A 25,930-nucleotide genomic window follows, 5' to 3' on the forward strand; every position below is an offset into this window, starting at 1 on the left:
GCGGACCTACCTCTGGTTGGTGATCGTCAGGCACGTATCGTCCCTCCTGCGACAGCAGAACTCGCCGGGTCGGCGGCGAGTTCCTCCTCGTCGGGGCCACTCACGCCTGCGTGCCGCAGCCGCCGGTCGATTCCGTTCACCACGTGCGTCAGCGGCACCGTGATGACCAGATAGAAGAGGCCGGCCAGGAGCAGCGCGGACTCGTTGCCGGTGTTCGCGGCGTAGTCCTGGCCGACCCGGAACAGGTCCCGCTGGCTGGCGAGCAGGCCGAGAAAGTACACCAGGCTGGAGTCCTTGATCAGCGCGATCAGTTGGTTGACCCACGCCGGCAGGATCCGTCGGACCCCCTGCGGAATGATCACCAGCCGCATCGACGTCCGGTAGGACAGCCCGAGCGCCCGGCATGCCTCCAGTTGACTGGCCTCGACGCTCTGGATGCCGGACCGGAAGATCTCACCGATGTAGGCCGCGGCGATCAGCGACAACGCGAGAATGCCGAGCGGGTACGGGTTCGGCCCCCACCAGGCCATTCCGAGCGGGGCGAGTCCGACCCCGATGAGCAGGATGGTGACCGCCGCCGGCAGACCCCGGAACACATCCGTGTAGATGCGTGCCGGCCAGCGCAGCCAACGGGTCCGAGCCAGGCCGGCGACAGCGAGGAGCATGCCGAGCAGGGTGCCCAGGATGGCCGAGATCAGCGCGAGCAGCAGGGTGTTGCGCAGGCCGACCGTGAGCATCTCGGGCAGGGCTTCGCGCATCGACTCCAGGTCGAAGAACGTCTCCCACAACGTCTTGAGGGTATCCATCGCCTTACCTGTCTCGAACCCGTTGACCGGTCACCCTCGGATCAGGCCGAGGGGGTGGCGGCGGGACTCGTCCTGACCGCCGGGTACGCGACGTTGCCGCTGCCGGGCTTGAAGGTGTCCGGGACAGGACGTCCCGGGTAGTACTGCTCCTGCAGCCGAGTCCAGGTGCCATCCTCGATCACCTGGTCGAGACCCTTGTTCAGCGCCTCGCGCAGTGCGTCGCTGCCCTTCGCGACCGCGAACGCGGTCGGCGCGGAACTGAGCTGCTTCTCCACCAGGACAATCTTTCCGGCGCTGTCCTGGGCGGACTTCTCCCCGATTTCGGCCGGCGAGATCCAGGCGTCCGCGGTCTTGGCCTTCAACTGGTTGATTGCGCCGTTGTAGTCCGGGACGCGTACCGGATCGAGCCCTTCCTTGGTGGCATAGTCATCCTGGACCGTGCCCTGGACAACAACCACTCGGGTGCCCTTGAGATCCGCAAAACTCTTGATCGGCGACCCGGCCGGTACGTCGAGACCGAAGTAGCCGAAGTCATACCCGTTGCCGAAGTCCACCGTCTTCTTACGGGCCTCGGTGATGGTGATGGAGGAACTGCCCACGTCGAACTTGTGGTTGTTGACCTGCGCGAGCAAGGAGGAGAACTCGGTGCCGACAAACTCGACCTTCAGCCCCACCTTGCCGGCAACGGCGCTCAGCAGGTCGTTGTCGAAGCCGGTGAACTTCCCGTCCTTGAGATAGACGTTGGGCGGGGCGTCGCTGAGCGTACCGACCCGGAGGACACCGGGTTGGAGCAGCTTGTACGGGTTGTCGGCCGAGTCGGTGGACGACGACGAACCGCAGCCGGCAGCAGCACCGACCAGTGCGAGGGCCGCGGCGGCGGGCAGCAGACGTGCGAGGACAGATGACAGACGCATGTGTGGAACTCCAGAAAAATACGCGCGGCACAGCCGCCGGAGAACCGGCAGGAATGGTGGCGCGACAGCCTGACCCGAACGGCGTGTTACAGCCGTTTCAGGAATGGTGGGAAAAGATGCCGGCGCGGTGTGACGACCAGCAGTCGGGTTCAGCCGTACTGGCGACAGAGCATGGTGCTGGTACGGCACAGATCGACATGCCGACGCCACCAATGCCACGTGACGTGCAGCCGACTCACTCGTTCGGCACGCGTACCCACGGAACAAACCTCCATCGGTCCTGGCGGTAGCACCCGCACCCGATGGGGGGTTGCTGCGACGTCAACGAGCCAGGTCTCTCAGTCGCTCTGGATGGGCTCCGTCAGCTTACTGAACCGGGGCGGAATTGTTCCAGCCAGAAACGGTACGTGTGGCGCTCACCACCGCCGTGATCAGTTCACCAGCACGATCTTTCCACGCGCATGCCGGCCTTCGCTCAGTTCGTGTGCGGCCGCGGCCTCGGTAAGCGGGAACGCCGCCGCGACCGGCACCCGCAACCGGCCCTCGTCGGCGAGCGCGACCGCGATCGCGAGGCCGTGCACCGCCAGCGGGTCGGCTGGTGCTCCCACGGCCACGCCCGTGTCGTCTGCCGGCGCACCGTGTGACATGTGTACGCCGTGTGCCGCAGCGGTCCGATCCGCGATCGTCACCACACGCGCCGGGTTGCCGGCGATGGCGACGAGGTCCGGCAACGCCCCTGCGGCACAGTCGAACACCGCGTCCACTCCGGCCGGTGCCAGTGCCCGGACCCGTTCCACCAGCCCCGATCCGTACGTCGTCGGCTCGGCGCCGAGGACACGGAGAAAGTCGTGGTTGTGCTCGCTGGCCGTACCGATGACGGTGGCACCGCGAGCGACCGCCAACTGGACGGCGATGGTGCCCACCCCGCCCGCCGCGCCCTGCACCAGCAGGGTCTGCCCGGCGTCGACCGCGAGCCGGTCGAGGACACGGGTGGCGGTCTCGACGCTGCCCGCGGCGCCGCCGGCTTCCTCCCAACTCCACCCGGCGGGTTTGGGTGCCCAGGCAGCCAGGACCGCGAAGTCGGCGTTGGCACCGCGTACGGCCGATCTGGTCATACCGAACACCTCGTCACCGATCCGGACGCCGGTGACGTCGGGGCCGATCTCGTCCACCACGCCCGCGGCGTCGAACCCGGTCCGGAACGGGAAGGTCACGGGCACCATCTCGCGCCACGCCCCGGAACGGATGGACACCTCCCCCGGCGAGATCCCGGAGGTCCGTACGGCGACGCGGATCTCGCCCGGTCCCGCGTGCGGGGCCTCCACCTCGGCGACGTGCAGGACGCTGGACGGGCCGTACTCGGTGAATTGGATCGCTCTCATGCGGCGACCGTAACGGAGCACCCCGTCCGTTTGGCTAAAGTGAGAGCGGTGACGGCCGAAGTGATAACGCAGCTCCGTGCGGACGCCCGGGAAAACCGGGGGCGCATCCTCGCGGTCGCTCGCGCGGCCTTCGCCGCCGAGGGCCTCGACGTGCCGATCCGGGAGATCGCCCGGCGCGCCGAGGTCGGTGTCGCGACCGTCTACCGGCACTTCCAGACCAAGGAGGCGCTGCTCACCGAGGCCTTTGCCGAGCAGCTGGCCCTCTGCTCGGCGGTCGTGCGGGAGGGTCTGGCCGCCGACGACCCCTGGCGCGGGTTCGGCCTGGTGATCCGGAAACTCATGGAGATGCATGCCCTCGACCGGGGCTTCGCCCGCGCCTTCACCTCGCAGCTCCCCCAGGCGGTCGACTTCGCCGCCGACCGCGATCGCACGCTGCGTCTGCTGCTCGAACTGGTACGACGGGCGAAGGACGCCGGCTCCCTGCGGCAGGACTTCGTGCTGGAGGACTTCAGCCTGGCGCTGATGGCGAACGAGGGCATCCGGGCCGAGACGCCCGAGATGAGGGTGGCGGCGTCGCGCCGCTTCGCGGCCCTGATGATCCAGTCCTTCCAGGCGAACCCCGTCCCGATGCCGCTTCCGCCGCCCGTTCGGTTACCCCTGTCCCGACGTTGACCGTTCGCTATTGGAGCCCGGTGCGGACCGAGGTGATGCGGTGGGTGTTGAAGCCGAGCCAGTGCATCCGGCCCCGATAGCGGGCGTGCTCGATCTTGAGGCAGCGGTCCATGACCACCGTCAACCCGCCGTCCTCCGCGATCTGCCCGCCCTCGGCGTTGATCACCCCGAACTGGCACCAGAGGGCGCCGGCATTGATGGCGACAGCCTCCCGGGCGATCGCCGGCAGCGCGCTCGGCGCGCGGAAGACGTTCACGACGTCCACCGGCACGGGTACGTCGAGCAGGCTCGGGTAGCTGGTCTCACCCAGAATCGTCGTCTCGCGGGGGTTCACGGGGATGACCCGGTAGCCGTGTCGTTTGAGGTAGTAGCCGACAAAATAGCTGGCCCGAAGCTCGTTGTTCGACAGACCGACGATCGCGATGGTCCGGGTGGTGTGCAGCACGCGCTGGATCGTCGACGGGTCCTGGTACCGAGCGAGATCTGTCGTGGTCATGCCGCCGATACCTCATTTCCCGCCGTTGCGGCGACTGCCCCCGCCGTTGCCGCGACCTTGGCGAAACCCTGTTCCAGGTCCCAGATCAGGTCCTCGACGGATTCCGTGCCGACCGACAGGCGTACGGTACCCGGTCCGACGCCGGCCGCCCGCAGTTCGTCGTCGCTCAGTTGGCGGTGCGTGGTGCTGGCGGGGTGGATGATCAGACTCTTCGCGTCGCCCACGTTCGCCAGGTGGGACCAGAGGGTCACGCCCCGGATGAGGTCCTGCCCGCCGGATCGGCCACCGGCGCAGTCGAACGAGAACACCGCGCCCGCCCCGCCCGGCAGGTACTTCTCCACGAGTGACCGGTACCTGCTCGTCGGCAGGCCGGGGTAGGTCACGTTCGTCGCCAGGTCGTGCGACTCGAGGAACGCCGCGACCGTACGCGCGTTCTCGACGTGGCGCTGCATCCGCAGCGACAGCGTTTCGAGCCCCTGCAGGAACAGGAACGCGTTGAACGGCGAGAGCGCCCCGCCGAGGTCGCGCAGGGTCTCCGCCCGCAGCTTCATCAGGTAACCGTAGGCGCCGAACGTCTCGTGGAACTGGAGTCCGTGGTACGCCGGAGACGGATCCGCGATCACCGGGAACCGCCCGTTGGACCAGTTGAACGTACCCGCCTCGACGACCACTCCGCCGATGCTCGTACCGTGGCCGCCGATGAACTTGGTCGCCGAGTGGATGACGATGTCGGCGCCCCATTCGATCGGGCGGCACAGGTACGGCGTGGCGAACGTGTTGTCCACGACCAACGGCAGCTCGTGCTCGTGGGCGATCGCCGCCACGGTCTCGATGTCCAGGACGTTCCCGGCGGGATTGCCGATCGTCTCACCGAAGAACGCCTTCGTGTTGGGACGGACCGCCCGCCGCCACGCGTCCGGATCATCGGGGTCGACCCAGGTCAGCTCGACGCTCATCTTGCGCAACAGGTGCTTGAACTGGTTCACCGTCCCGCCGTAGAGCGCCGTGGACGACACGACGTGGTCGCCCGGCTGCAGCAGGGTGAAGAGCGCGGCCGCCTGGGCGGCGATGCCACTGGAGAACGCCACCGCCCCGGAGCCGCCCTCGAGGTTCGCCATCCGCTCCTCGAACACCGCGACGGTCGGGTTCATGATGCGCGAGTACGTGTTCCCGTACTCCTGCAGGTTGAAGTAGGCCGCCGCCGATTCCGGGTCCTCGAAGACGTAGCTGGTCGTCTGGAAGATCGGCACCGCGCGAGCGCCCGTGTTCGGGTCGGGTCGTTGCCCGGCGTGCAACTGCCGGGTCTCGAATCCGTATGCGTGGTCTTCCTCCGTCCGCAGGGGCTTGTCGGTCACGAAGGCCTCTTTCCTTGGTGTACGCCGACAGCCCGGCCGTGGGCCAGGAACTGGCGGATGATGGGGGTCTGGCGTGCCTCCTCCAGCAGGAAGCAGTCGTGCCCGTACGGCGCGTCGATCAGGTGGTACTCGACCGGCTTGCCGAGGGTGCGGAGCGCGTCCTCGATCTCCGTCGACGCCGACGGCGGATAGAGCCAGTCCGAGCTGAAGGCGATCAGCAGGGTCCGGGCAGACATGCCTTCGAGGGCCCGGACCAGTGATCCGCCGCCGTGCTGCCGTCCGAGGTCGAAGTATGTCAGCGCCCGCGACAGGTAGAGGTAGGTGTTGGCGTCGAAGCGCCGGACGAACGAGTCGGCCTGGTGGCGCAGGTAGTTCTCGACCTCGAACTCCGGCTCGGTGATCGTGTAGCGGATGTCGTCGGCGTACTGCAGCCGTCGGCCGAACTTGTCGTCCAGCGCCGGCCCGGACAGGTACGTGACGTGGCCGACCATCCTGCCCACGCCCATGCCGCCGTCCGGCGCCCGGCCCGTGCCGTAGTAGTGACCGCCCTGCCAGGCGGGATCGCGCAGGATCGCGTCCCGCGCGATCGCATTCCAGGCCAGGCCCTGCGGGTGGAGGGCGTGCGTGCTGGCGATCGCCACGACGGCGTCGACCTGGTCGGGAAACAGGACCGCCCATTCGAGCGCCTGCATGCCGCCGAGTGATCCGCCGGCCACCGCGGCGAGTCGGTCGATGCCGAGAACGTCCAGGAACGCGCGCTGCGTCCGTACCATGTCCGCCACGGTGACCACCGGAAAGTCGGCGCCGTACGGCCTGCCTGTCGCCGGGTTGGTAGACGACGGCCCGGTGGTGCCGCGACAGCCGCCGAGCAGGTTGGTGGCGATGACGAAGTACCGGTCGGTGTCGAATGCCTTGCCCGGCCCGATCATCCCGTCCCACCAGCCGAGCCCTCGTCCGGCCGTGCCGTCACGATCGGTCGCCGCGAACCCGTCGCGGGTGCTCTCCTCGGACGGTGTCTGCGACAGACCCGCCGCGTGGGCGTCGCCACTGAGCGCGTGGCACACCAGGATGACGTTGTCACGCTCGGGCGAGAGAAGGCCGTAGGTCTCGTACGCCACCCGGATCGGGCCCAGCTCACGGCCACAGTCGAGTCGCACCGGCTCGGGCAGGTCGAGGTACCGCGTCTTGACGGCGCCGACCGAGGCGGACCGCGCTGGTGCCACGGGTGTACTCATAGCCAATCTCCTCCCCTCGGGGTATTGTCTACCACCTTCGTAGGTAATTAGGCGAACGGGGCGTGGAAGGTGGAGCACGCATTATGACGACTGTCGACAACGGCGTTAACGTTCAGGCACTGCTCGACGCACGGCAAGCGCTGAAGGGCGCACCCGAGGCCGCCCAGTTCACCTGGCGGGCGTCCTCGAAGTGGCAGAACGGGGTGCACAGCACCACGACGGTGGGGAACTTCTTCGGCCTCGGGCAGGAGCAGGCCCACAAGTCCGAGACGGTGTTCGACGCCGACCACCCCGAGGTCTTCGCGGCCGAGGACAACGGCATCACCCCGATCGAGTACCTCCTCGTCGGCCTGGCGAGCTGCCTGACCGCGGGTGTGGCGTCGGTCGCGCAGAACCGCGGCATCCAGTTGCGTTCGGTGGAGGCGACGGTCGAAGGCCAGCACGACATCCGGGGCATCCTCGGCGTCGACAGCGACGTCCGCAACGGCTTCAACGACATCAAGGTCACGTTCAACATCGACGCGGACGCGTCGAAGCAGGAGATCGAGGCGCTGGTGGCCCAGTCCCAGAAGCGCTCCGCCGTCTTCGACGCCCTGACGAACCCGACCGACGTCACCGTCGAGGTCGCCTGAGGGGGTCCGAGCCATCGAGCGCATCACCACGGTGGTCGTCGGGGCGGGGCACGCGGGCCTCGCCGCGAGCCACTTCCTCACCGAACAGTCGATCGACCACGTGGTGCTCGATCGGGGTAAGGTGGCGAACTCCTGGCGGCACGAACGCTGGGACTCCCTGCGACTGCTCACTCCCAACTGGCAGAGCCGCCTGCCGGATCATCGCTACGAGGGCTCGGATCCCGACGGGTACATGACGACCGGCGAGGTGGTCGAGTTCATCGAGCGCTTCGCCGCCGTCGCCCGCGCCCCCGTCCGGACCGGCACGAACGTCACGTCGGTACGGCGGATCGACGACGGATACCACCTGACGACGAGCCGAGGTGAGATCCACTGCCGGACGGTGGTGATCGCGAGCGGCGCCTGCAACCGGCCGGTGGTGCCACAGCTCAGCCACGCGGTGCCGGCGTCCGTCGAGCAACTGACACCGTTCGACTACCGCGACCCCACCAAGCTGCCCGACGGCGGCGTCCTCGTCGTGGGAGCATCGGCGACCGGCGTACAACTGGCGTCCGAGCTGAGGCGGTCGGGACGGCCGGTGATCCTGTCGGTAGGCGAACACGTACGGCTGCCGCGTTCGTACCGCGGACGGGACGTGCTGTGGTGGATGGACGCGTCGGGCGTGTGGGACCAGCGGTACGACGAGGTGGACGACCTCGCACGGGCCCGGCGTCTACCCTCGCCGCAGCTCGTCGGAACGCCCGAGCGGAGGACCCTCGATCTCAACGCCCTCGCCGCGTCGGGTGTCGAGATGGTTGGCCGGTGGGCGGCCCTGCGCGACGGTCACGCACTCTTCTCCGGTGGTCTGCGCAACGTGTTCTCCCTCGCCGACCTCAAGATGGAACGCCTGCTGGACACGTTCGACGAGTGGGCGCACACCCAGGGACACGGCACCGAACTCGGCCCGGTCGAGCGTTTCCCGTCCACCCGCATCCCCGAGTCGCCGCGGTTACGGCTCGACCTGGGCAGCGGCGAGATCCGGACGATCGTGTGGGCGACCGGTTTCCGGCCCGACTACGGGTGGCTCGACGTGCCCGTGGTCGATCCGAAGGGACAGCTGCGCCACGACGGTGGTGCGGTCGACAGCCCCGGCATGTACGCCCTGGGCCTACCCGTACTGCGGCGGCGCAAGTCCACGTTCATCCACGGCATCGAGGACGACGCCCGTGAGGTGATCGAGCACCTGACCCGGTTCCTGGCCACGCGCAGGTGACCGCCAGGACCCGGGTCAGCGTGACTGCACGCCGCCCCGTGGTCGCGGGCCGTGTTCGAGGGTCGCCAGGAAGCTGTCGGCCGCGTCCTGGACACGGTCTCGGTCGCCGGTTGCCAGCAGGTCGAGCAGGAGCCCGCGGATCGTCGCGATCACCAGGGTCGCGGTGCGCGTCGCGGTCGCCACGTCGGTGTCCGGTCCCTGCGCGTCGACCAGGGCACTCATCCAGTCGGCCACGACACGGTCGAGGAACTCCGCGAACTGGCGCGGCGACTGCAGGGCGCGTCCGTAGACCGCGAAGAAGAGTCGGAACTCCGCCCCCTGGCGGGGGTCGGAGGTGCGGGTCCAGACCGCACGCGCGGCCGTGGCCAGGTCGGGCTGGTCGCCGACCGCCTCGCTCGTGGCCGCGAACGCCCGTTCCCGCAGCCGCCCGAGTATGGCCTCGAGCATCTGCTCCTTGGTGCCGAAGTGGTGCACCAGCGTTGTGGTCGACACCCCGAGGGCGCGGGCCACCGGCCGCCACGACAGGTCGGCGAGCCCGTACTCCACCGCGTAGTCGACCGCGGCGTCGAGCAGGTCCGCTCGCCGCTGGTGATTGACCGGCCGTCCCGTCATCGCTGCTCGTGATCCCTCTCGCATTGCGGTTTCTAGAACGATCGTACTACATTCGTTTCTCGTACGATCGTTCTAGGATCTGGGAGGTCCTCATGCACGTGTTCGTCACCGGAGCGTCCGGCTGGGTCGGTCGAGGGCTCGTCCCCGAGCTGCTCGCCGCCGGCCACAAGGTCACCGGGCTGGCCCGCTCGGACTCGGCGGCCCGATCCCTGCGGGAACTGGGGGCCGAGATCCATCCGGGGTCGCTCGACGACCTCGACGCCCTGCGAGACGCGGCCGCCGCCAGCGACGGCGTCGTCCACCTCGCGTTCAAGCACGACTTGTTCTTCGCCGGCGACTTCGCCGGGGCCACCGACGCCGATCGCGCGGCGATCGACGCCTTCGGCGAAACCCTCGCCGGCACCGGCAAGCCGTTTGTCATGGCCTCCGGCATGCTCGGCGTACTCGGGCTGCCGTCCGGGGTCGTCGCCACCGAGAACGACGGGCTGGACCCGGACTCCGGCACGGGCCCGATCAGCGGGGCCGGCGGACGGATGGCGAACGCCCGCCAGGCCCTCGCGCTCGCCGACCGGGGCGTCCGCTCCTCGATCGTGCGGCTCCCACCCGCCACCCACGGCAGGGGCGACAACGGCTTCACCACCACCGCGATCGGCTTCGCGCGCCAGAAGGGCGCCGCGGCGTACGTCGGCGACGGCGGCAACCGCTGGCCCGCCGTCCACCGCGACGATGCCGCACGACTGTTCCGCCTCGCGGTCGAGTCCGCGCCGGCCGGCTCCGTGCTGCACGCGGTCGGCGACGAGGGTGTGCCGATTCGTCAGGTCGCCGAGACCATCGCCGCACATCTGCACCTACCCGCAGTCTCCGTCACCCCCGAGGAAGCCGGCGACCACGTCGGTTGGCTCGGGGGCCTCTGGGCAGTCGACGGGCCCGCCTCGGCACAGGTCACCCGTGACCTTCTCGGATGGGAACCCGACGGCCCCGGACTGATCGCCGACCTCCGGCAGGGCCACTACTTCTCCTGAGTACGGCACCCGCCCGAAGGAGCGCGCACGGCACCGGTCTAGGTATGCCTAGACGGCCCGCGCACCTACCTGAACCCCGTTGACCGGTGAAGATAGGTAAGCGCTGCCGATGTGGCAGCACCTCCGTCAACCGAGGATTGATCCATCAGCGGTTGACAGGGAGGCAAGTCATGTTTGTACATCCGGACACGTTGCTGGTTCTGGCCAACGACCGTCGCCGTGAGTTGATCGCCGAGGCCGACCGGGGGCGTCTGCTCACCAGCGCCCGCCGGGTCCGCCGGGCACGCAAAGCCACGGCGGTACGCGGACAGCCCGCCGGTACCCTGGCCTCGTGCGAACCATCCGCGGCGGTGCCAGCCCGGTGATGATCGGGCGGGAAAGCGAGCTGCGCCGGCTGGCGCAGCTCGCTTCGGCGCGTGAGCCGGCGGTCGCGATCATCGCGGGCGAGCCGGGCATCGGAAAGACCCGACTCGTGCACGAACTGCTGACGACCGTGCCGGCGGAGACCGTGGTCCTCGTCGGCCAGGCGGAACCCGGCTCACTGTCCCGCCCGTACGAGGTGCTCCTGGACGCCATCGACGGACGCCCGGAGGTCGACGAGGAACAGCTCACCGCCCTCGCGGACCCGCGGCTCAGCCCGGTCGAGCGCCTGCACACCGGCCTGGCCATCCTGGCCGACCTGATCGGCGACTCCCCCGCCGTCATCGTCTTCGAGGACCTGCACTGGGCCGACTCGGAAAGCGCGGCGTTGTTCGAGCGGATCGCCGACCAGCGCGGGCCGCGGCTTCTTGTCGGAACATACCGGCCGGACGAGGTGACCCGCCGCCAACCGGTGGCCGGCCTGCTGGCCCGGATGGAACGCCGGCACACCGTCACCCACGTACGCCTGGATCGCCTCACCCCCGCGCAGACCGCGGCGTTGCTGGCAGCGGCCACCGGCGCCCCGGCACCACTGCGCGCCGCGACGGCACTGCACCACCGCACCGGCGGCAACCCGTTCTTCCTGGAGGAACTGCTGCGTGCGCTGCCCAGCTACGACGTGGAGGCACTGGTCGAGCAACCACTGCCGTGGAGCCTCGCCGACGTGCTGCGCCGCCAGGTCGACGACCTCGACCCGGTCAGCCACCGCATCGTCGAGACGGCCACCGTGCTCGGCCACCGCATCCCGTTCGACCTGCTCGCCGACGTGACCGGCGCCGGCGAGGACGAGCTCATCGCCGTACTGCGCGACCTGGTCACCCGGGGCGTCCTGGTCGAGTCCGGCGACGACGAGTTCGCGTTCCGGCACGCCCTGGTACGCGAGGCGATCGCCGACCAGATGCTCGGCCGGCAGCGCCGCCGGCTGCACGAGGCGGCGCTCGACGTGCTCCTGGGCGGCGGCGCCTCCGACCCGGCCATGGTGGCGCACCACGCCCGTGGCGCGGGCCGGTACGACGACCTGGTCGCCGCGGCCCGTCGCGGGACCGAGCTCTACCTCTCCATCGGCTCCGCCTACCAGGCCCTCCAACTGGCGGAGATGGGCCTCGACGAGGTGCCCGAGGACACCGACCTGCTCGCCTCCGCCGCCCGAGCGGCATGGCTGGCCGGACTGCTCGATGACGCCCTGCGGTACGGCCGACGCTGGCGTGACCTCGCCGACAGCACGACGGACCGGGCCGAGTCGCTCTACCTCCTGGTCCGCATCGCGTGGGAGTCCCGCGAGACCGACGAGATGCGCGCCCTCACGCACGACATCGGGACCCTGATCGCACAACTCCCACCCGGCGCCGACCAGGCACGGGCGATGACCGCGATCGCGCAGTCGGCGTACCTGCGCGACGACCTCGATGCCGCGCTGGTCTGGTCCGACCGCGCGCTGGCGCTGGCGGACGAGTTCGACCTGCCAGCCGTACGCCTGGCCGCGCTGATCGAGAAGGGCTCGACGCTCACCGAGCGCCCGCAGACCGCCGCCGACGGCCGCAGGATCCTGTCCACCCTGGTGAACGAGGCCGAAGCCGCGGGCGAGTGGGTGTTGGCCGCCCGTGCCCTCAACGCCCTGGTGCACGGCGAGCCACCCACCTCGCCGGTCGAGCACGCCGAGACCCTGGAACGGATGCGGGTCAACGCCGAACGGGCCGGTTTCGAGTCACTCGCGGTGGCCACGTACTTCCAGGGCCGAGCCCGGCTCGCGTTGCGGGCCGGCGACCTGGGCACCGCGATCGCGGCCCTGGAGGAGGGGCGCGAACAGGACCGCAGCTACCGGCGCCGGGGCCGCTGGGCCGACTACCACGGGGTCTTCCTCGCCGGGCTCTACCTGGAGGCGGGCGACCTCGACCAGGTCGAGCAGCTCATCACCGACCTGGCGGCGCTGCCCAACAACCCGTCGACCACGATTCCCGGGCTGGCGTTCCACCTCGCCTGCCGTCGCGCCGACCTTCCCGCTGCTGAAGCGAGCCTGGAGGTGCTGATCGCGGCGATGGACGAGCAGGCGTGGCGCAGCGGTGAGCAGGCTCACGACCTGATCTCCGCCGCGCTGGAGATCGGCCTGCCGACGGACCGGCTCGATCAGATGGCCACCGCGCTACTCGACTCCAACGTGTGGGACGCCTACCGGACACTCGTCGACGCCCAGCTCGCGGAGGCGCACGGCCAGCACGCCGACGCACTGGCCGGCTACCTGTCCATCGCCGAGGCTCACATCCTGGGGCCGGCGACCCGCGGCACCGTACGCGTCAACGTCGCCCGCTGTCTGCTCGCGGACGACCGGCGCGAGGAGGCCACCGCGCAGGTGGAGGCCGCCGCTCCCCTGCTGGCGCAGTGGCGGGGCTGGCGGGTGGACCAGCTCGCCCGGGTACGCGCCCGGCTCGGGATGGCGCCGGTCGACGCGGCACCAGCGGTCACCGGCCCGGCCGCCCTGACCCCCCGGGAGCGGGAGGTGGCGGTACTGATCAGCGACGGGCTGACCAACACGGAGCTGGCCCGGCGCCTCTACATCTCACCGAAAACCGCCGCCGTTCACGTCTCGAACATCCTGCGGAAGCTCGGCGTCTCGTCCCGGACCGAGGTGGGCGACCTCGTCGGTCGGCACTGAACCAGGTCCCTGGCCGCCACCGACCTCTCCCCGCCGCGGCCGACGTCTCCCCGCCGCAGCCGCAGCCAACGCCAACGCCAACGCCAACGCCAACGCCAACGGCGGGGAGCGTCGAACAACCGCGGCGGGTCGTGTGCCGGCGGCCAGTCGGTGACCACCGGGTTCAGAGGTAGCTGACGCCGGTCAGTCCCTCCGCCGCCGTCCAGAGCCGCTTGCCGACGGCCGGATCGGCGGCCTCCCGGCTGAGCCGGGCCTCGGTGACCGGGCCCCGCGTCTCCCAGAGCCCGGCCGGGCCGAAGAACTGGCCGCCCCGCACACCGGGCTCGGTCGCGGCGCGCAACTGCGGCAGCGCGCCCCGCTCCACCGACTGGGTGACGAGCAGGCCGAGCGAGGCGATCACCTGCCCGAACCGACCACGGTGCGCCCAGGCACGCGGAGTCAGGTTGGTGCGGGTGAGACCGGGGTGGGCCAACGCGCTGACGATCGACGATCCGACGGCGCGCAGGCGGCGGTCCAGTTCGATGCCGAAGACAGTGGTGGCGAGCTTGGACCGCCCGTAGGCGGTAGCGCCCCGGTAACCGCGCTCGAACATCAGGTCGTCCAGGTCGAGGTGCGCGTTCCTGTGGGTGATCGAGCTGAGACTGACCACCCGGGCCTCCCGGGCCGCGGTCAGGTTGCCGAGCAGCAGACCGGTCAGCGCGAAGTGGCCCAGCATGTTGGTGCCGAGCTGCAGCTCGAAGCCGTCGGCGGAGGTGCGGCGCGGGCCGAGCAGGACCACGCCGGCGTTGTTGACCAGTAGGTCGATCGCCGGGTGGTCGGCGCCCACCTTCGCGGCGAACGCCCGTACCGAATCGAGACAGGCCAGGTCCAGCTCCCGCACCTCGACGTCGCCGCCGATCCGGCGGGCGGCCTCCTCGCCGGCGGCGGTGTTGCGGACGGCGAGCACGACGTGGGCGCCGTGGCGGGCCAGCTCGTTGGCGGTGACCAGGCCGAGGCCCGAGTTCGCGCCGGTCACGACGGCGACCCGGCCGTGCTGGTCGGGGATGCGGTCGGCGGTCCATCCGGTCATCTGCTGCTCCCAAGGTGTCGGCGGTAGACCGACGACGCTAGGAGCAACACGACCGGGTTCGGTCGTCCCCCGTTACCCAGGTCTGCCGGACCTACCCTGGGCAACCGGCGAGGCGCCACACTTGCGGCATGACCCATCCGTACGCGCGTGAACTCGGTGATTTCCTTCGCGCCCGGCGCGGCCGGCTGCATCCACACGACGTCGGCCTGGTGCCGGGCGGCCGACGCAAGGTCACCGGGCTGCGACGCGAGGAGTTGGCCCTGCTCGCCGGGCTGAGCACCGACTACTACCAGCGAATGGAACAGGGCCGGGAGGTACGCCCGTCCGACGACGTCCTGGACGCGCTCGCTGGCGCGCTCGGCCTCGACGACGAGGAACGCCGGCACCTGTTCACGCTGGCCCACGCCGCCCGCCGGCCGATGCCCGCCCGGACGGACCACGGTCCGGAACAGGTGCCGGACAGCACCCGGCGGCTGCTGCGGGTGATGGACACCCCGGCGGTCGTGCTCGGCCGGCACCTCGACCTGCTCGCCTGGAATCCCCTGGCGGAGGCACTGCTCGGCGCCCCGGACGCCTACCCGGCCAACCGGCTCAACATGCTCCTGCTGATGTTCGACGACCCGCTGACCGGCGGTCGAACCTGCCCGGACTGGGAGCGCCAGGCCCTGGACTACATCGGCATGATGCGCGCCGCCGTCGCCACCGACCCCACCCACCCCCGCGCCACCGCGATCGTCGGTGAGCTGAGCATCCGCAGCGCCGAGTTCCGGCGGCTGTGGGCCCGGCACGACGTACGCGAGTCGGTCAGCGGCACCAAGACCTTCCGGGTTCCCGAGGTCGGCGACATCGTCCTGGCCTGGGACACGTACGCACTGCCGGGAAATCCCGGTCCGGTCATGCTGGTCTTCACCGCCGAGCCGGGCAGCCCCGACGCGGACCGGCTACAACTCCTGGCGTCGTTGCACGCGACCCGCTCGGCACTCGCCAACAAGCACTCCGCATAGGAGACGCACACGGTGCAAGCTGGTCGGAGTTCCCGGAATTTTCGCGCCCATGGACCGTCTTGCAGAGACAGCCTTTCGTCTGCCCGGCACTGCCGACTCCGGCGTCATCCTCGAAGGACTGCGGACGTTGCTTGCCGAGGTCGCCTACGCCTCGTTCGATTCCGCCGGTAACGTACCCTCAGCCCACCGCTGCCCGTCGACGCCCTGCCGGTGACGACCATTCGAATGGCCGAGGTACAGGCACCGGAGGTCGTTCTCGACACGGTCCACACCATCGGGCTGCGGGGCGACGGGCAGGTCCCGTACACCGAGGGTTTGGAGATGGCGGACCTGGTACGGCGTCTCGACGGGCACGTCGTACGCGTCGACCACACGGGCGTGAACCTGCCCGCCAGCGAGATTCCCCTCGGCCAGTGGCGGAGCCGAATCCGTTGATCACCCGCAGTAGGGTGCCCCTATGGAACGGGACATGCGGCTACGTGAGGCATCGTCATTCGGCGCGGCGGCAGTCGCGTACGCCGAGCACCGCCCGGACTACGCGCCGGCCGCGGTGCGCTGGGCCCTGGAGCCCGCGTCCGGCCCACGAGTGCTGGATCTCGGCGCCGGAACCGGCAAGCTGACGGCCACGCTGGTCGCGCTGGGCGTCGACGTCATCGCGGTCGAGCCCGACCCGGCGATGCTGGCCGAACTGCGCCGCGCGCAGCCGGCCGTCCGGGCCCTGTCGGGTAGCGCCGAGGCGATACCGCTGCCGGACTCCTCCGTCGATGCCGTGCTGGCCGGAAACGCCCTGCACTGGTTCGACATGGCCGTCGCGGGACCCGAGATCTCCAGGGTCCTCGCACCCGGCGGGATCCTGGCCGGCCTGTGGAACGTCATGGACAACCGGGTCGACTGGGTAGCCGGCCTCGATCGGGTCAGCGGAAGCGCGGCCATCGGCCCACGTGACACCCTCGGCAACTGGCGAGCCGCGACGGCGGGCCTGCACCTTCCCGAGACGGGCGTCGCCCGGTTCGGCTCGCCGGAGCAGGCCGAGTTCCCGCACGGGCAGCGGCGCACCGCCGACTCCCTCGTCGCGACGATCGCGACCCGCGCGGGGATGCTCGTCATGCCCGAACAGGAACGAGAGGCCACGCTCGGCCGGATCCGCGCTTTCCTCGCGAGCAGACCGGAGACCGCAAGCGGCGAGTTCACCCTGCCGATGCTGACCGGCGTCCTGCGTACGCGGCGGCGGTGAAACCATCGACCACCCGATCCAAGCCTGAAGGAACCCACGCAGAAGCGGCGGAACGGGCTATTGACCGGCTGCGGTAGCCCAGTGAGAATGCACCGTGGGTTCCGCGTTGATCATATCCAGCCTGCCGTTTGCTCTCGGCGTTGTCATGCTCGGCCTGGGCCTCAGCCTGGCGGCGGACGACTTTCGGCGGGTGCTCCGGAACCCGAGGGCGGCCGTGGTCGCACTGCTGTGCCAGATCGTGGTGATGCCGGTGATCTGCTTCGGCCTGGTGCTCGCGTTCCGGCTCCCGCCGGAGCTGGCGGTCGGAATGATGCTGCTCGCCGCGTCGCCCGGTGGTCCCACGGCCAACCTGTACAGCCACCTGTTCGGCGGGAACGTCGCGCTGAGCGTCTCGCTCACCGCGATCAACTCGGGGCTGGTCGTGGTCACCATGCCGATCGTGGTGAACCTGTCGGCCGGGTACTTCCTGCCCGACGGTGCCAGCCTCGGGCTGCAGTTCGACAAGGTCGTACAGGTCTTCGTGATCGTGGTCGTCCCGGTCGCGGTCGGGATGCTCCTGCGTACGCGGGCGCCCGAGGTGGCGCAGCGGCTCAACCGCCCGGTCCGTGCGCTGTCCGTCGTGGTCCTGCTCGTGGTCATCGGCGCCGTGCTGTACGGGGAGCGGGCCAACCTCGCCGGCTATTTCGTCTCGGTCGGGCTCGCGGTGCTGGCCTTCAACGTCGTGAGCCTGCTGATCGGCTACGCCGGGCCGCGCCTCGCCGGCGTCGACCGCCGCGCGGCGATCTCGGCCGGGTTCGAGATCGGCATCCACAACACCGCGTTCACCATCACCATCGCGCTGAGCCCGGCGCTGTTGAACAACCCCGAGATGGCCATCCCCGGCGCGGTGTACGGCATCATCATGTTCTTCACCGCGGTCACGTTCGGTTGGCTGGTCACCCGTCGCCGGGCCCAGGAGTCCGTACCCGGTGAACCGACGCCGGTCGAGCTCAGGTGAACGTACCCGTGCCCCCGGCCGGCGCCGAACCCCTGCGTCTGCGGATCCTCGGCCCGTTGCGGATGTGGCGCGGCGCCGCCGAGCTGGATGCGGGCCCCCGGCAACAGGCGTATCTGCTGGCCCTGCTCCTGGCCCGGACCGGCCAGCCGATCACGACGAGCGAGTTGATCGAGCTGATCTGGGGCGACGACGTCCCCACCAGCGCGCTCAACATCATCCAGAAGTACGTCGGCGCACTGCGGCGCCTGCTCGAGCCCGGGATCCCCGCCCGGGAAACCGGCTCGTACCTGCACCGTCGCGGCAACGCGTACCTGTTCAGCGCCGGCACCGGCACGCTGGACCTGGTCGCCTTCCGGGAACTGCTCGCCGCCGCCGGGGCTGCCCTGACGCAGCAGCATCACGAAGCGGCACTCGAGCACTACGTCGACGCGCTCGGCCTCTGGCACGGCCCCGCGGCGGAGGGGTTCACGCACGCGACACCGGCGATGGCGATCTTCGCCGCTCTCGACGACGAGTTCCACGCCGCCTGTACGGCCGCGGCCGACCTGGCCGTCTCACTACGCCGACCGGAGCAGGTGCTCCCCGCGTTGCAGCTCGCCACCAAGATGGCACCGTTCCACGAACCCGTACAGGCCAGCCTCATCGCCACCCTGGGCGCCGCCGGACGCCAGGCCGAAGCACTGTCGGCGTTCCGCGTACTCCGGGAACGCCTGGCCGACGAGCTCGGCATCGACCCCGGACCGGAGCTGCAGGCCGCATACCTGCGGGTGCTGACGCAGGCCCCGACATCCCCGCCCGATTCGGTCACCAGCGGTAAGGCCGGTGGCGCTCCCGCGCGGAAGGCGGCCGGGCTGATCGGCCGGGCCGAGGAACTCTCCGTGCTGCGGCAATCCATGGAGGCGGCACTCGCCGGCGGCAGCGGGCTCGCCGTCGTCGAGGGCGAGCCGGGCGTGGGCAAGACCCGCCTGCTGGAGGAGGCCGCCGACGTGGCGGAGCAGCACGGCGCGCGCGTCGTCTGGGCCTCCTGCCTGGAAGGCGACGGAACCCCCTCGATGTGGCCGTGGGAGCAGGCGCTCACCATCGTCATCGACAGCCTGCCCGCGTCGGCGCGGGAGAAGTGGCTGTCCAGCGAGCTCGGCAGCCTCCTGGAATCGCGGGACGACGACGGGTCGCCGGTGGTCGCCGGGGGTCGCGCCCAGTTCCGCCTGTTCGAGCAGGTCGTCACCGTCATCGGTCAGGCCTCGGCCGAACGGCCGATACTGCTCGTACTGGACGATCTCCAATGGGCCGACACCGCCTCGCTCCAGCTGTTCGGCCACCTCGTGGGCCGGCTGCCGACCGGCACCGCGATCATCGGCGCCCTTCGCGATCGGGCGCCCACCCCGGGCTCCGACCTCTCGCGGGCGCTCGCCGTCGCCAGCCGGCTGCCCAGCCACCGCAGGATCCGACTCGGCCCGCTCAGCCTGGCCGACGTGGCGGAACTCATCCGCCGCGAAGCCGGACACGAGCCCGGCGCCGACGTTGCCCGCAGCATCCACGCCCGTACCGCCGGCAATCCCTTCTACGTCCGGGAGCTGTCCCGGCTGCTCAACGACCGTGGCGCGCTCGCCGACGACGAGGCGCCGGTGCGGGCCGGGGTGCCGTCGACGGTGCGGGACGTCGTCCGTGGCCGGATGGCCGGCCTCGACGACGGCGCCCGCGATCTGCTCCAGATCGCCGCGCTCATCGGTCGCGACGTCGACCTCGGCCTGCTCGCCCGGGCCGCGGACGCCGACGCCGCGGACTGCCTCGAACGCCTCGAACCGTTGCAGGCGCTGGGTCTGCTCGAAACGAGGCCCGAGGATCCGTTCTCGTTGCGCTTCGCGCACGACCTGGTCCGCGAGTCGATCACGGAAACGACGGCGCAGCAGCGGGCGATCCGGCTGCACCTGCGCGTCGCGGACGCGCTCGAAGCAAGCCGGGCGGACGACGAGTCCATCACCGAGCGCCTCGCCTACCACCTGTGGTCCGCCGGCCCCCTTGCCGACCCGGTCCGGACCGCGGAGGCGCTCAAGCGCGCCGGCCATCGCGCCGCGACCAAGCTCGCGTTCGCCGCCGCCGACCGACACCTGGAGACGGCCGCCCAGGTCGCGCGGAACGCCGGCCTGCCGGAGCTGGAGCTGTCCGCCCTCTCGCTGCTGGCCATCGCCCCGCGCCGGCAGGCCGGATTCGGCGGCACGACGTTCGATCTGCTGGAGCGTGCCGAACTCCTGGCCCGCCAGCTCGGCCGCGACGTCGAGGCCGCCGGCCTCCTCTTCGCCCGCCTGTTCGGGGCCTACACCTTCCTGGAGCCGGACCGCGAGTCTCTGGTACGCCGACTGTACGAGCAGGGGGAGGCGTCCTCCGACCCGATCCTGCGGGTGTACGGCCGGCAGGCATGGGGCCTGCACCAGTGGGACATCGGCAACATCGGTGAGGCATACCGGTACTTCATGGCGAACGACCCCGCCGTGCTGCACGGCGCCGTCTCATCGCACAGCGAGACCCCCGTCCGGCGTGACGTCTCGGGTGAGTGGCCCGGCTGGCGTGCCGTGGTGACCGCACTGCGCGGCGACGCCGGGACGGCGGGCACCATGATCGACGAATGGAACGGCCCGGCCGACCCGCTGGGGGTCGCGACCTGGGCCTACTACATCACCATCATCGCCTCCATGGCCGGTGACGCGGGCTGGGTGATACGCACGATCGAGCGGTGGATGGCCATGGGCACCGGCCGCACCGCCGTCCAGCAGGAGCACTACGTGCGGCTGAACTGGTACTGGGCGCGGGCCCTCACCGGCGACGATCCGGCGGGAATCGCGGCGGAGGCCGAACAACTGCTCGCCACGACGCTGGTCGACCCGCCGAGGTGGGGCATCGCGTACCACAACGGACTGCTCGCCGAGATGTGGCTGGCCGCAGGGAGGCCGGTCGAGGCCGGCACCGCCCTCGACCGGGCGGACCGGGCGCTCGAGGCCCACGGCCAGCGCTACGCCGAAGGACTCGTCCGCCTGCTGCGGGCGCGCCTGCTCCAGGCCCGGGGCGAGCCCGTCGACGTCGTCCGGGCCGCCGCCGAAGCGGCCCGAGCCTGGTCCGCCGATCGCGAGACCCACCTCTTCGCCCGCCGGGCCGAGGAGTTCGTGGCCTCCCTCGACTGACCGGGTTCCCCCGTTGTGATGACGCGGCCGTTACCCACCGCCGATCGGCGCAGGGGTGCCGATGCCCGGCTCTGACGGGTCGTCCTGTGACGGGGGCTAGTGAGATCGAGGGAGGCCCGGACACGATTCGTGGACACGTAACTTGACCGGGTGACGGTGCCGGTCGGTGCCCTCCCCCACCCATCGATGGCGTCAGTCCTCCACGGCATTCAGGATGCGAATGTCACGGTCGGCGCCGTCACCGAGCGCCGCGAGTGCCTCCTGGTAGGCGCGGCTGTGGTACGCCGCGACTGCCGCATCGGCGCTGTCGAAGCGAATGAGGGTCGTACGCAGCGCCCCGGACCCCTCCAGCACATGCACCGGATTGCCACGAGCGAGGAACACGCCGCCCGCCGCCCTTATCGCCGGCCCCGCCAGCTCGACGTAGCGAGCCAGCTTGGCATCGTCATGGATAGCGGTGAACGTGTTGATCCAATAGGCGGTCATGCCCCCCATGATGCCCCCTCCGTCGCCCGGGCCCAGGACTCTTGCGCCCCTCTACTGCGCCTTCACGGGTGTGTCAGCGCCTCGGCTCGACCTTGCCGCCCGTGACCTAGCTGGGTACGCGTCCGCGCGTCGCCGCCGAGGTCGTAGACCCGTACCTGCCAGCCGTACCGGTCCGCGTACGGCATGGAAAACTGGTCCCCTCCAAATTGGGCGGCGGCGGCGTGTAAGTAGGCAGGAGGTGGCGTGTGGATGCCGATAGGCCGTCGTTCGACGCGTACGTGCAGGCCCGTACGGCGGCTTTGTCGCGAATAGCCTTCCTGCTCACCGGCGACCATCACCTGGCCGAGGACCTGGTTCAGCAGACGTTCCTGCGGGTTGCCGGTCGCTGGCAGCGGGTGGTGATGGAGGGGAGCCCCGACCCGTACGTCCGCAAGGTGCTCTACCACGAACACGTCTCCTGGTGGCGGCAGGCACGACGGGTGGGTCAGGTGACGTCGGTCGGCGCAGACAAGCCGGTGCCGGACTACGCCGACCGGGTGAGCGTGACGGTCGCCGTGCAGCGGGCCCTGGCCAGACTCGGCCCACGCCAGCGCGCGGCCCTGATCCTGCGGTACTTCGAGGACCTGACCGAGGCCGAAACGGCGGCGGTCCTCGGCTGCCGGGTGGGCACCGTCAAGAGCCAGGTTCGGGACGGGCTGGCCCGCCTGCGCACCCTCGCGCCAGAACTGGCCGACCTGATGGGGGCGGACTCATGACCGAATCACCCTTGACCGACGTCCTGGCCCGCATCGCCGATCAGGCACGGCCGGCGCGGATTCCCCCCGACACGTGGCGCAAGGGCATCCGCCGCCGCCGGATCCGCCTCGCCGGTGGCGTACTGACGGTGGCCGTGGCGCTCGCGGGGGGTTTCCTGCTGTTCGGCCACCAAGGGGGTCAGGGCATCGCTCCCGCCGACGCGCCCCGGCCGGTGGTGCCATCGGATGTCTACTCTCCGCTGACCGGCGAGGACACCATCGTCGAGGCGCCACCCGGACCGGCCGCGATCCTCGTCGCCGGAGACCATGAACTACGAGGCAGCGACATCTGGGGCTGGGAGGGCCGCAGCCTGCTCGTCGGGCAGAACGGCAGTTACCGACTGGCCCGTACGGTGGGTGAAACCAACGCTGGCGCGGGCGGCCTCCTGCTCTCGCCGGACGGCCGGTACCTGGCCAGTCAGCCGTGGATAGAGGGATCCCAGTGGGCCCAGGATCAGACCGCCGTGGTCGACCTGGTAACCGGCGAGGTGGTCCAGTACGACGGCGGCTTCCCGATGGGATGGACGCCGGACAGTCGCTCGATCCTGCTGCACTCACCCCCGCTGGTCAGCTACCAGGTCGGTGACCTACGGCTGCTCAGCCTGGAAACCGGTCAGGCCCGCCCGCTGCCCGAGGTCGAGGGCCGGATGCGGATCGGCAACTTCGCGGCGTTCTCCCCGGACGGTGCGCGGATTGCGGTGGCCACCGAAGACGCTCTCAGTGTCATCGACGTGGCCGGCAACTCCGTCCGGAAGTTGGTCGACCTCACCGCACGCGACCGCCTTGCCGGGCCCGGCGCTTGGCTGCCCGACGGCAAGCGGATCGCCACGTACACGGTGGGCGGCTGCGAGGAGGGCGAGACCTGCGATGAGAGGAGCCTCGCCCAGCGGCTGTTCCAGGTCCGGTACGTGGACGCCGACAGCGGCCAACCCGCCGACGGGCCGCGCCTGGCCCCGGCCCGGGGACTGGCCGCCCGCATGCTCGGCTGGCAGCGCGACGACGCCGCGGTCGTCGCTGTCTACGCCCCGGAGAAGGGCGCGGTCAAGGGTCCGAACGACCCGAACTGGTCGGAGACCGACTGGTGGACCGTGGGCGGGGTCGACCTCAGGACCTTCCGGGCCGATGGCAGTCAGCGCCGGTTGGTCGACCTACCCGGCAGCGCGCTGTTCGTCGACGTACCCGTGAATCTCCTGGACCGGTTCGGCGGACCCTCACCGACGCCGCTGGAGGGGGCAGCGCGCTGGTTGCTGGCCCTCTACTGGCCCCTGGGACAGGTGGTCGAGCTGCTGATCGTCATCGTCATATCGGTGGTGATCCTGGCGATTCGCGGGTCGGCCAAGCGGCGTGTCAGAGCGCCGACGGAGCCGCCGTTCGCCCCGGGCACCGCATCATCGACGGACGGGCGGCCTTCGGACTAGTGCTGCAACGGCACTGACCGAGTCGAGTCTTGATCACGTTCGTGGGATGCGGCGGTTGCTGCGGTGGGCCGCCTGGGACGTCGACGCGGTCCGGCCATCTTGATCATGGCGTAGGCGTAGGTCGCTCGGGCATCCAGGGTCGGCGTGGCGGACCCGACCGCGGGTCGGTACGGAGCGGACACCTTCACGGTGTCCTGCCGATCGGGCCGAGAACGGTTCACCAGCTCCGGGTGGCCGACGATGCGCACCACGGCGCCGGAGCCGTGCCGGGGGCCGCTGGCCGTGCGTCGGTTGCCGTGCACGGCCAGCGGTCGTTCCCTACGGCTCAGCCTGCGGTGCAGGACCTGATCTGGGGTCGGGCGCTGGAGTTGCCGTTCATCATCGTGGTGAAGCCGAACGTGTTGCCGCTGCCGTTGGAGCGCACCGTCATCACGCTGCCGCTGCTGTCCCAACTGAAGCTGCCGCTCCAGGTGGTGGAGACCCGCTGTGGCGAGGTGATCGCCACGACCACGGACCAGGTGCTGGCCCCGCTGACCGTGACCGAGGTGTTGTACCGGTCGCCCCAGACCGTGCCCGGGGTGATCGACGCCGTGCAGCTACCGCCGGGCGGCGGGGTCGTCGGGGGGAGGGTCGTGGGCGGCGTGGTGGTCGGCGGCGTGGTGGTGGGGTTGGGAGCGCCGCTGTTCAGCGCGGCGAGTACCGCGTCGTACGCCGCTTTCTTGCCACCACTGCTGTTGAACAGCAGCGGACTCTCACCGGACCGCCACGAGTCCGAATCGCGGATACCCCAGACCGTGATGCCGGTGCAACGAGGCACCGCCAGGCAGTCGTTGGTCACGTTGCGGTACGCGTCCGCCGGGGCGTTACGGATGTCCAGCTCGGTGATGTGCACGTCCACTCCGAGTGCGGCGAAGCTGGACAACGTCGTACGGTAGTTGCTCGGATAGTTCGAGCCACCCGTGAAGTGCGACTGCAGACCCACGCAGTCGATCGGCACGCCACGGTTCTTGAAGTCCTGGACCATCCGGTAGACAGCCTGGGTCTTCGCATCGGTCCAGTTGTCGGTGTTGTAGTCGTTGTAGCAGAGCTTGGCGCCGGGGTCCGCCGCCCGCGCGGCACGGAACGCCGCCTCGATCCAGTCGTTGCCCGTCCGCTGCAGGTTGGAGTCGCGCCGGGCACCGCTGGATCCGTCGGCGAACGCCTCGTTCACCACATCCCACCACGTGACCTGACCGCGGAAGTGGGTGGCGACCTGCGTGACGTGGTTGAGCATCGCGTTGCGCAGCGCCGTACCCGACATGCTCTGCATCCAGCCCGGCTGCTGGCTGTGCCAGGCGAGCGTGTGGCCACGCACCTGCATGCCGCGCGACCGGGCGTGCTGCACGATCCGGTCGGCGTTGCCGTAGCTGAACTGGTTCTGGTTCGGCTCGGTCGCGTCGATCTTCATTTCGTTTTCCGGCGTGACCTGGTTAAACTCCCGATTCAGGATGGTCGTGTACGCCGAATCGCTCAACTTGCCCGCCGCGACGGCGGTACCGAAGAACCGCCCGCCACGCTCGGCGGCCGACGCACCCAGGGTCGTGGCCGCCTGCGCCGAGGTGCTCACCACGACCGCGGTGCCGGTGGCGAGCAGCAGGCTCATGACGCCCAGCAACAGCCGGGACTGCCGGATTCGTCTCGTCGTCGGGCGGGGACGCGCCTCAACGGGTTGGTTCATCATTCCTGTAAGCCTCTCTGGTCAGTTGACAAGGTCGACGGAGTTCCACGGTGGGCCCGGGGACAGGGCGGCGGTGCAGGCAGCATTTGGCGGGGGGTCCGGCGGGATCGGTCCGGACGCTGACGGGTGGCGCCGCCCACACGCCGGCCGGCTTGCGACGACCGAGGGAGCGGCGGGATCGCCGCGACAGCGGGCACGACCGGGGCCGGTCCGCCGCCGCGCGGGGTAAGACGCCCAACGCGGCCTCCTTTGCAGGGCGAGGGTGGTGGGGTACGGGTGCAGCCCGAAGCCGGTTGAGCCGGGACATGGACCTCAAGCCCACCCGTAGGCCGAGAGGTTACGGAAAAGTTTCATATGATTCAAGTCTATGAATCTTTGTGTTGACCTGCCCTTCCGCCACAAAAACCCAGGTCGGACAGCGGATAGTCGGCGCCGGACAGCCTGGAAATTTTCGGCCACAGGCTCGTAAGTTTGCGGCCGGGGAGAGTCCACACCGACCACATGGGAGCGGGTACGCCCCCTCGACACGAACGAGCCAACGTCGACTCGTCACCGTCACCCGATTGTCAGACAGGCGGTACGAGCTG

Annotated in this window: 24 protein-coding genes and 1 riboswitch; of the genes, 13 read left to right on the forward strand and 11 right to left on the reverse strand. The window is 70.2% G+C overall.

Annotated features, from left to right (window positions below):
- Positions 1-26: 26 nt before the first annotated feature.
- The 3 genes from OIE47_RS37130 to OIE47_RS37140 form a co-directional block, all read right to left on the reverse strand.
- Positions 27-806 (reverse strand): amino acid ABC transporter permease, encoded by a 780-nt coding sequence (locus tag OIE47_RS37130; protein ID WP_326559230.1) that lies wholly within the window; start codon positions 804-806, stop codon positions 27-29.
- 41 nt (positions 807-847) lie between these two features.
- Positions 848-1,720, reverse strand: coding sequence for an ABC transporter substrate-binding protein (locus OIE47_RS37135; RefSeq protein ID WP_326559231.1), 873 nt, complete (start codon positions 1,718-1,720; stop codon positions 848-850).
- Positions 1,721-1,988: 268 nt separating this feature from the next.
- Positions 1,989-2,078: riboswitch (SAM riboswitch) on the reverse strand.
- A gap of 73 nt (positions 2,079-2,151) precedes the next feature.
- The gene (locus OIE47_RS37140; RefSeq protein WP_326559232.1) at positions 2,152-3,102 is read right to left on the reverse strand and encodes an NADP-dependent oxidoreductase; all 951 of its coding nucleotides are present in this window, start codon (positions 3,100-3,102) and stop codon (positions 2,152-2,154) included.
- Positions 3,103-3,150: 48 nt separating this feature from the next.
- Here OIE47_RS37140 and OIE47_RS37145 point away from each other — a divergent pair, with 48 nt between their 5' ends.
- Complete coding sequence (locus OIE47_RS37145; protein WP_326559233.1) at positions 3,151-3,774, forward strand: TetR/AcrR family transcriptional regulator; 624 nt, start codon at positions 3,151-3,153, stop codon at positions 3,772-3,774.
- 7 nt (positions 3,775-3,781) lie between these two features.
- On the opposite strand, the gene OIE47_RS37150 is transcribed toward OIE47_RS37145, so the two are convergent.
- Genes OIE47_RS37150 through metX form a run of 3 tightly spaced genes read right to left on the reverse strand, consistent with a single transcriptional unit; the run spans position 3,782 to position 6,860 of the window.
- On the reverse strand, positions 3,782-4,270 hold the full coding sequence (locus OIE47_RS37150; RefSeq protein ID WP_326559234.1) for a CoA-binding protein: 489 nt from the start codon (positions 4,268-4,270) through the stop codon (positions 3,782-3,784).
- Complete coding sequence (locus OIE47_RS37155) at positions 4,267-5,625, reverse strand: O-acetylhomoserine aminocarboxypropyltransferase/cysteine synthase family protein (RefSeq protein ID WP_326559235.1); 1,359 nt, start codon at positions 5,623-5,625, stop codon at positions 4,267-4,269. Before OIE47_RS37155 ends, OIE47_RS37150 begins: the two co-directional genes overlap by 4 nt.
- Complete coding sequence (gene metX / locus OIE47_RS37160; protein WP_326559236.1) at positions 5,622-6,860, reverse strand: homoserine O-acetyltransferase MetX; 1,239 nt, start codon at positions 6,858-6,860, stop codon at positions 5,622-5,624. The genes OIE47_RS37155 and metX overlap by 4 nt, the downstream gene beginning before the upstream one ends.
- An 83-nt stretch (positions 6,861-6,943) precedes the next feature.
- Here metX and OIE47_RS37165 point away from each other — a divergent pair, with 83 nt between their 5' ends.
- Both OIE47_RS37165 and OIE47_RS37170 read left to right on the forward strand, forming a co-directional pair.
- The gene (locus OIE47_RS37165) at positions 6,944-7,492 is read left to right on the forward strand and encodes an OsmC family protein (protein ID WP_326559237.1); all 549 of its coding nucleotides are present in this window, start codon (positions 6,944-6,946) and stop codon (positions 7,490-7,492) included.
- A gap of 31 nt (positions 7,493-7,523) precedes the next feature.
- Entirely contained in the window at positions 7,524-8,744 is a 1,221-nt protein-coding gene (locus OIE47_RS37170; RefSeq protein ID WP_326559238.1) for an NAD(P)-binding domain-containing protein, read from the forward strand.
- 15 nt (positions 8,745-8,759) lie between these two features.
- On the opposite strand, the gene OIE47_RS37175 is transcribed toward OIE47_RS37170, so the two are convergent.
- Complete coding sequence (locus OIE47_RS37175; RefSeq protein ID WP_326559239.1) at positions 8,760-9,356, reverse strand: TetR/AcrR family transcriptional regulator; 597 nt, start codon at positions 9,354-9,356, stop codon at positions 8,760-8,762.
- A 92-nt stretch (positions 9,357-9,448) separates the two neighbouring features.
- Here OIE47_RS37175 and OIE47_RS37180 point away from each other — a divergent pair, with 92 nt between their 5' ends.
- From OIE47_RS37180 to OIE47_RS37190, 3 genes are all read left to right on the forward strand, one after another.
- Positions 9,449-10,378, forward strand: a complete 930-nt coding sequence (locus OIE47_RS37180; protein ID WP_326559240.1) for an SDR family oxidoreductase — start codon at positions 9,449-9,451, stop codon at positions 10,376-10,378.
- Positions 10,379-10,548: 170 nt separating this feature from the next.
- Positions 10,549-10,743 carry a hypothetical protein gene (locus OIE47_RS37185; RefSeq protein ID WP_326559241.1) on the forward strand — a complete coding sequence of 65 codons (195 nt, stop codon included), beginning with the start codon at positions 10,549-10,551 and terminating at the stop codon, positions 10,741-10,743.
- Complete coding sequence (locus OIE47_RS37190; protein WP_326559242.1) at positions 10,710-13,448, forward strand: helix-turn-helix transcriptional regulator; 2,739 nt, start codon at positions 10,710-10,712, stop codon at positions 13,446-13,448. The genes OIE47_RS37185 and OIE47_RS37190 overlap by 34 nt, the downstream gene beginning before the upstream one ends.
- Positions 13,449-13,611: 163 nt before the next feature.
- Here OIE47_RS37190 and OIE47_RS37195 read toward each other — a convergent pair whose 3' ends face one another.
- Positions 13,612-14,517, reverse strand: a complete 906-nt coding sequence (locus OIE47_RS37195; RefSeq protein ID WP_326559243.1) for an oxidoreductase — start codon at positions 14,515-14,517, stop codon at positions 13,612-13,614.
- 128 nt (positions 14,518-14,645) lie between these two features.
- Here OIE47_RS37195 and OIE47_RS37200 point away from each other — a divergent pair, with 128 nt between their 5' ends.
- The 5 genes from OIE47_RS37200 to OIE47_RS37220 all read left to right on the forward strand — a co-directional run bounded on the left by OIE47_RS37200 (position 14,646) and on the right by OIE47_RS37220 (position 20,928).
- Positions 14,646-15,521, forward strand: a complete 876-nt coding sequence (locus OIE47_RS37200; RefSeq protein ID WP_326559244.1) for a helix-turn-helix transcriptional regulator — start codon at positions 14,646-14,648, stop codon at positions 15,519-15,521.
- A 210-nt stretch (positions 15,522-15,731) separates the two neighbouring features.
- Complete coding sequence (locus OIE47_RS37205) at positions 15,732-15,956, forward strand: hypothetical protein (RefSeq protein ID WP_326559245.1); 225 nt, start codon at positions 15,732-15,734, stop codon at positions 15,954-15,956.
- Positions 15,957-15,978: 22 nt separating this feature from the next.
- Entirely contained in the window at positions 15,979-16,755 is a 777-nt protein-coding gene (locus OIE47_RS37210; protein WP_326559246.1) for a class I SAM-dependent methyltransferase, read from the forward strand.
- 94 nt (positions 16,756-16,849) lie between these two features.
- Positions 16,850-17,752 (forward strand): bile acid:sodium symporter family protein, encoded by a 903-nt coding sequence (locus OIE47_RS37215; RefSeq protein WP_326559247.1) that lies wholly within the window; start codon positions 16,850-16,852, stop codon positions 17,750-17,752.
- Positions 17,749-20,928: a BTAD domain-containing putative transcriptional regulator gene (locus OIE47_RS37220; protein WP_326559248.1), complete on the forward strand. Its 3,180-nt coding sequence runs from the start codon at positions 17,749-17,751 to the stop codon at positions 20,926-20,928. Before OIE47_RS37215 ends, OIE47_RS37220 begins: the two co-directional genes overlap by 4 nt.
- Positions 20,929-21,120: 192 nt before the next feature.
- Here the strand turns inward: OIE47_RS37220 and OIE47_RS37225 are convergent, their stop codons facing one another.
- Positions 21,121-21,414: a DUF1330 domain-containing protein gene (locus tag OIE47_RS37225; RefSeq protein WP_326559249.1), complete on the reverse strand. Its 294-nt coding sequence runs from the start codon at positions 21,412-21,414 to the stop codon at positions 21,121-21,123.
- A gap of 62 nt (positions 21,415-21,476) precedes the next feature.
- Positions 21,477-21,599, reverse strand: a complete 123-nt coding sequence (locus tag OIE47_RS37230; protein WP_326559250.1) for a hypothetical protein — start codon at positions 21,597-21,599, stop codon at positions 21,477-21,479.
- Between the two features lie 60 nt (positions 21,600-21,659).
- On the opposite strand from OIE47_RS37230, the gene OIE47_RS37235 reads away from it, so the two are divergent.
- Both OIE47_RS37235 and OIE47_RS37240 read left to right on the forward strand, forming a co-directional pair.
- Complete coding sequence (locus OIE47_RS37235) at positions 21,660-22,169, forward strand: SigE family RNA polymerase sigma factor (RefSeq protein ID WP_326559251.1); 510 nt, start codon at positions 21,660-21,662, stop codon at positions 22,167-22,169.
- A complete protein-coding gene (locus tag OIE47_RS37240; RefSeq protein WP_326559252.1) occupies positions 22,166-23,626 on the forward strand; it encodes a WD40 repeat domain-containing protein in 1,461 nt (486 codons plus the stop codon). The genes OIE47_RS37235 and OIE47_RS37240 overlap by 4 nt, the downstream gene beginning before the upstream one ends.
- Before the next feature lie 325 nt (positions 23,627-23,951).
- On the opposite strand, the gene OIE47_RS37245 is transcribed toward OIE47_RS37240, so the two are convergent.
- Entirely contained in the window at positions 23,952-25,346 is a 1,395-nt protein-coding gene (locus tag OIE47_RS37245; protein ID WP_326559253.1) for an endo-1,4-beta-xylanase, read from the reverse strand.
- Between the last annotated feature and the right edge of the window lie 584 nt (positions 25,347-25,930).

Source organism: Micromonospora sp. NBC_01796, assembly GCF_035917455.1.
GTDB lineage: Bacteria > Actinomycetota > Actinomycetes > Mycobacteriales > Micromonosporaceae > Micromonospora_G.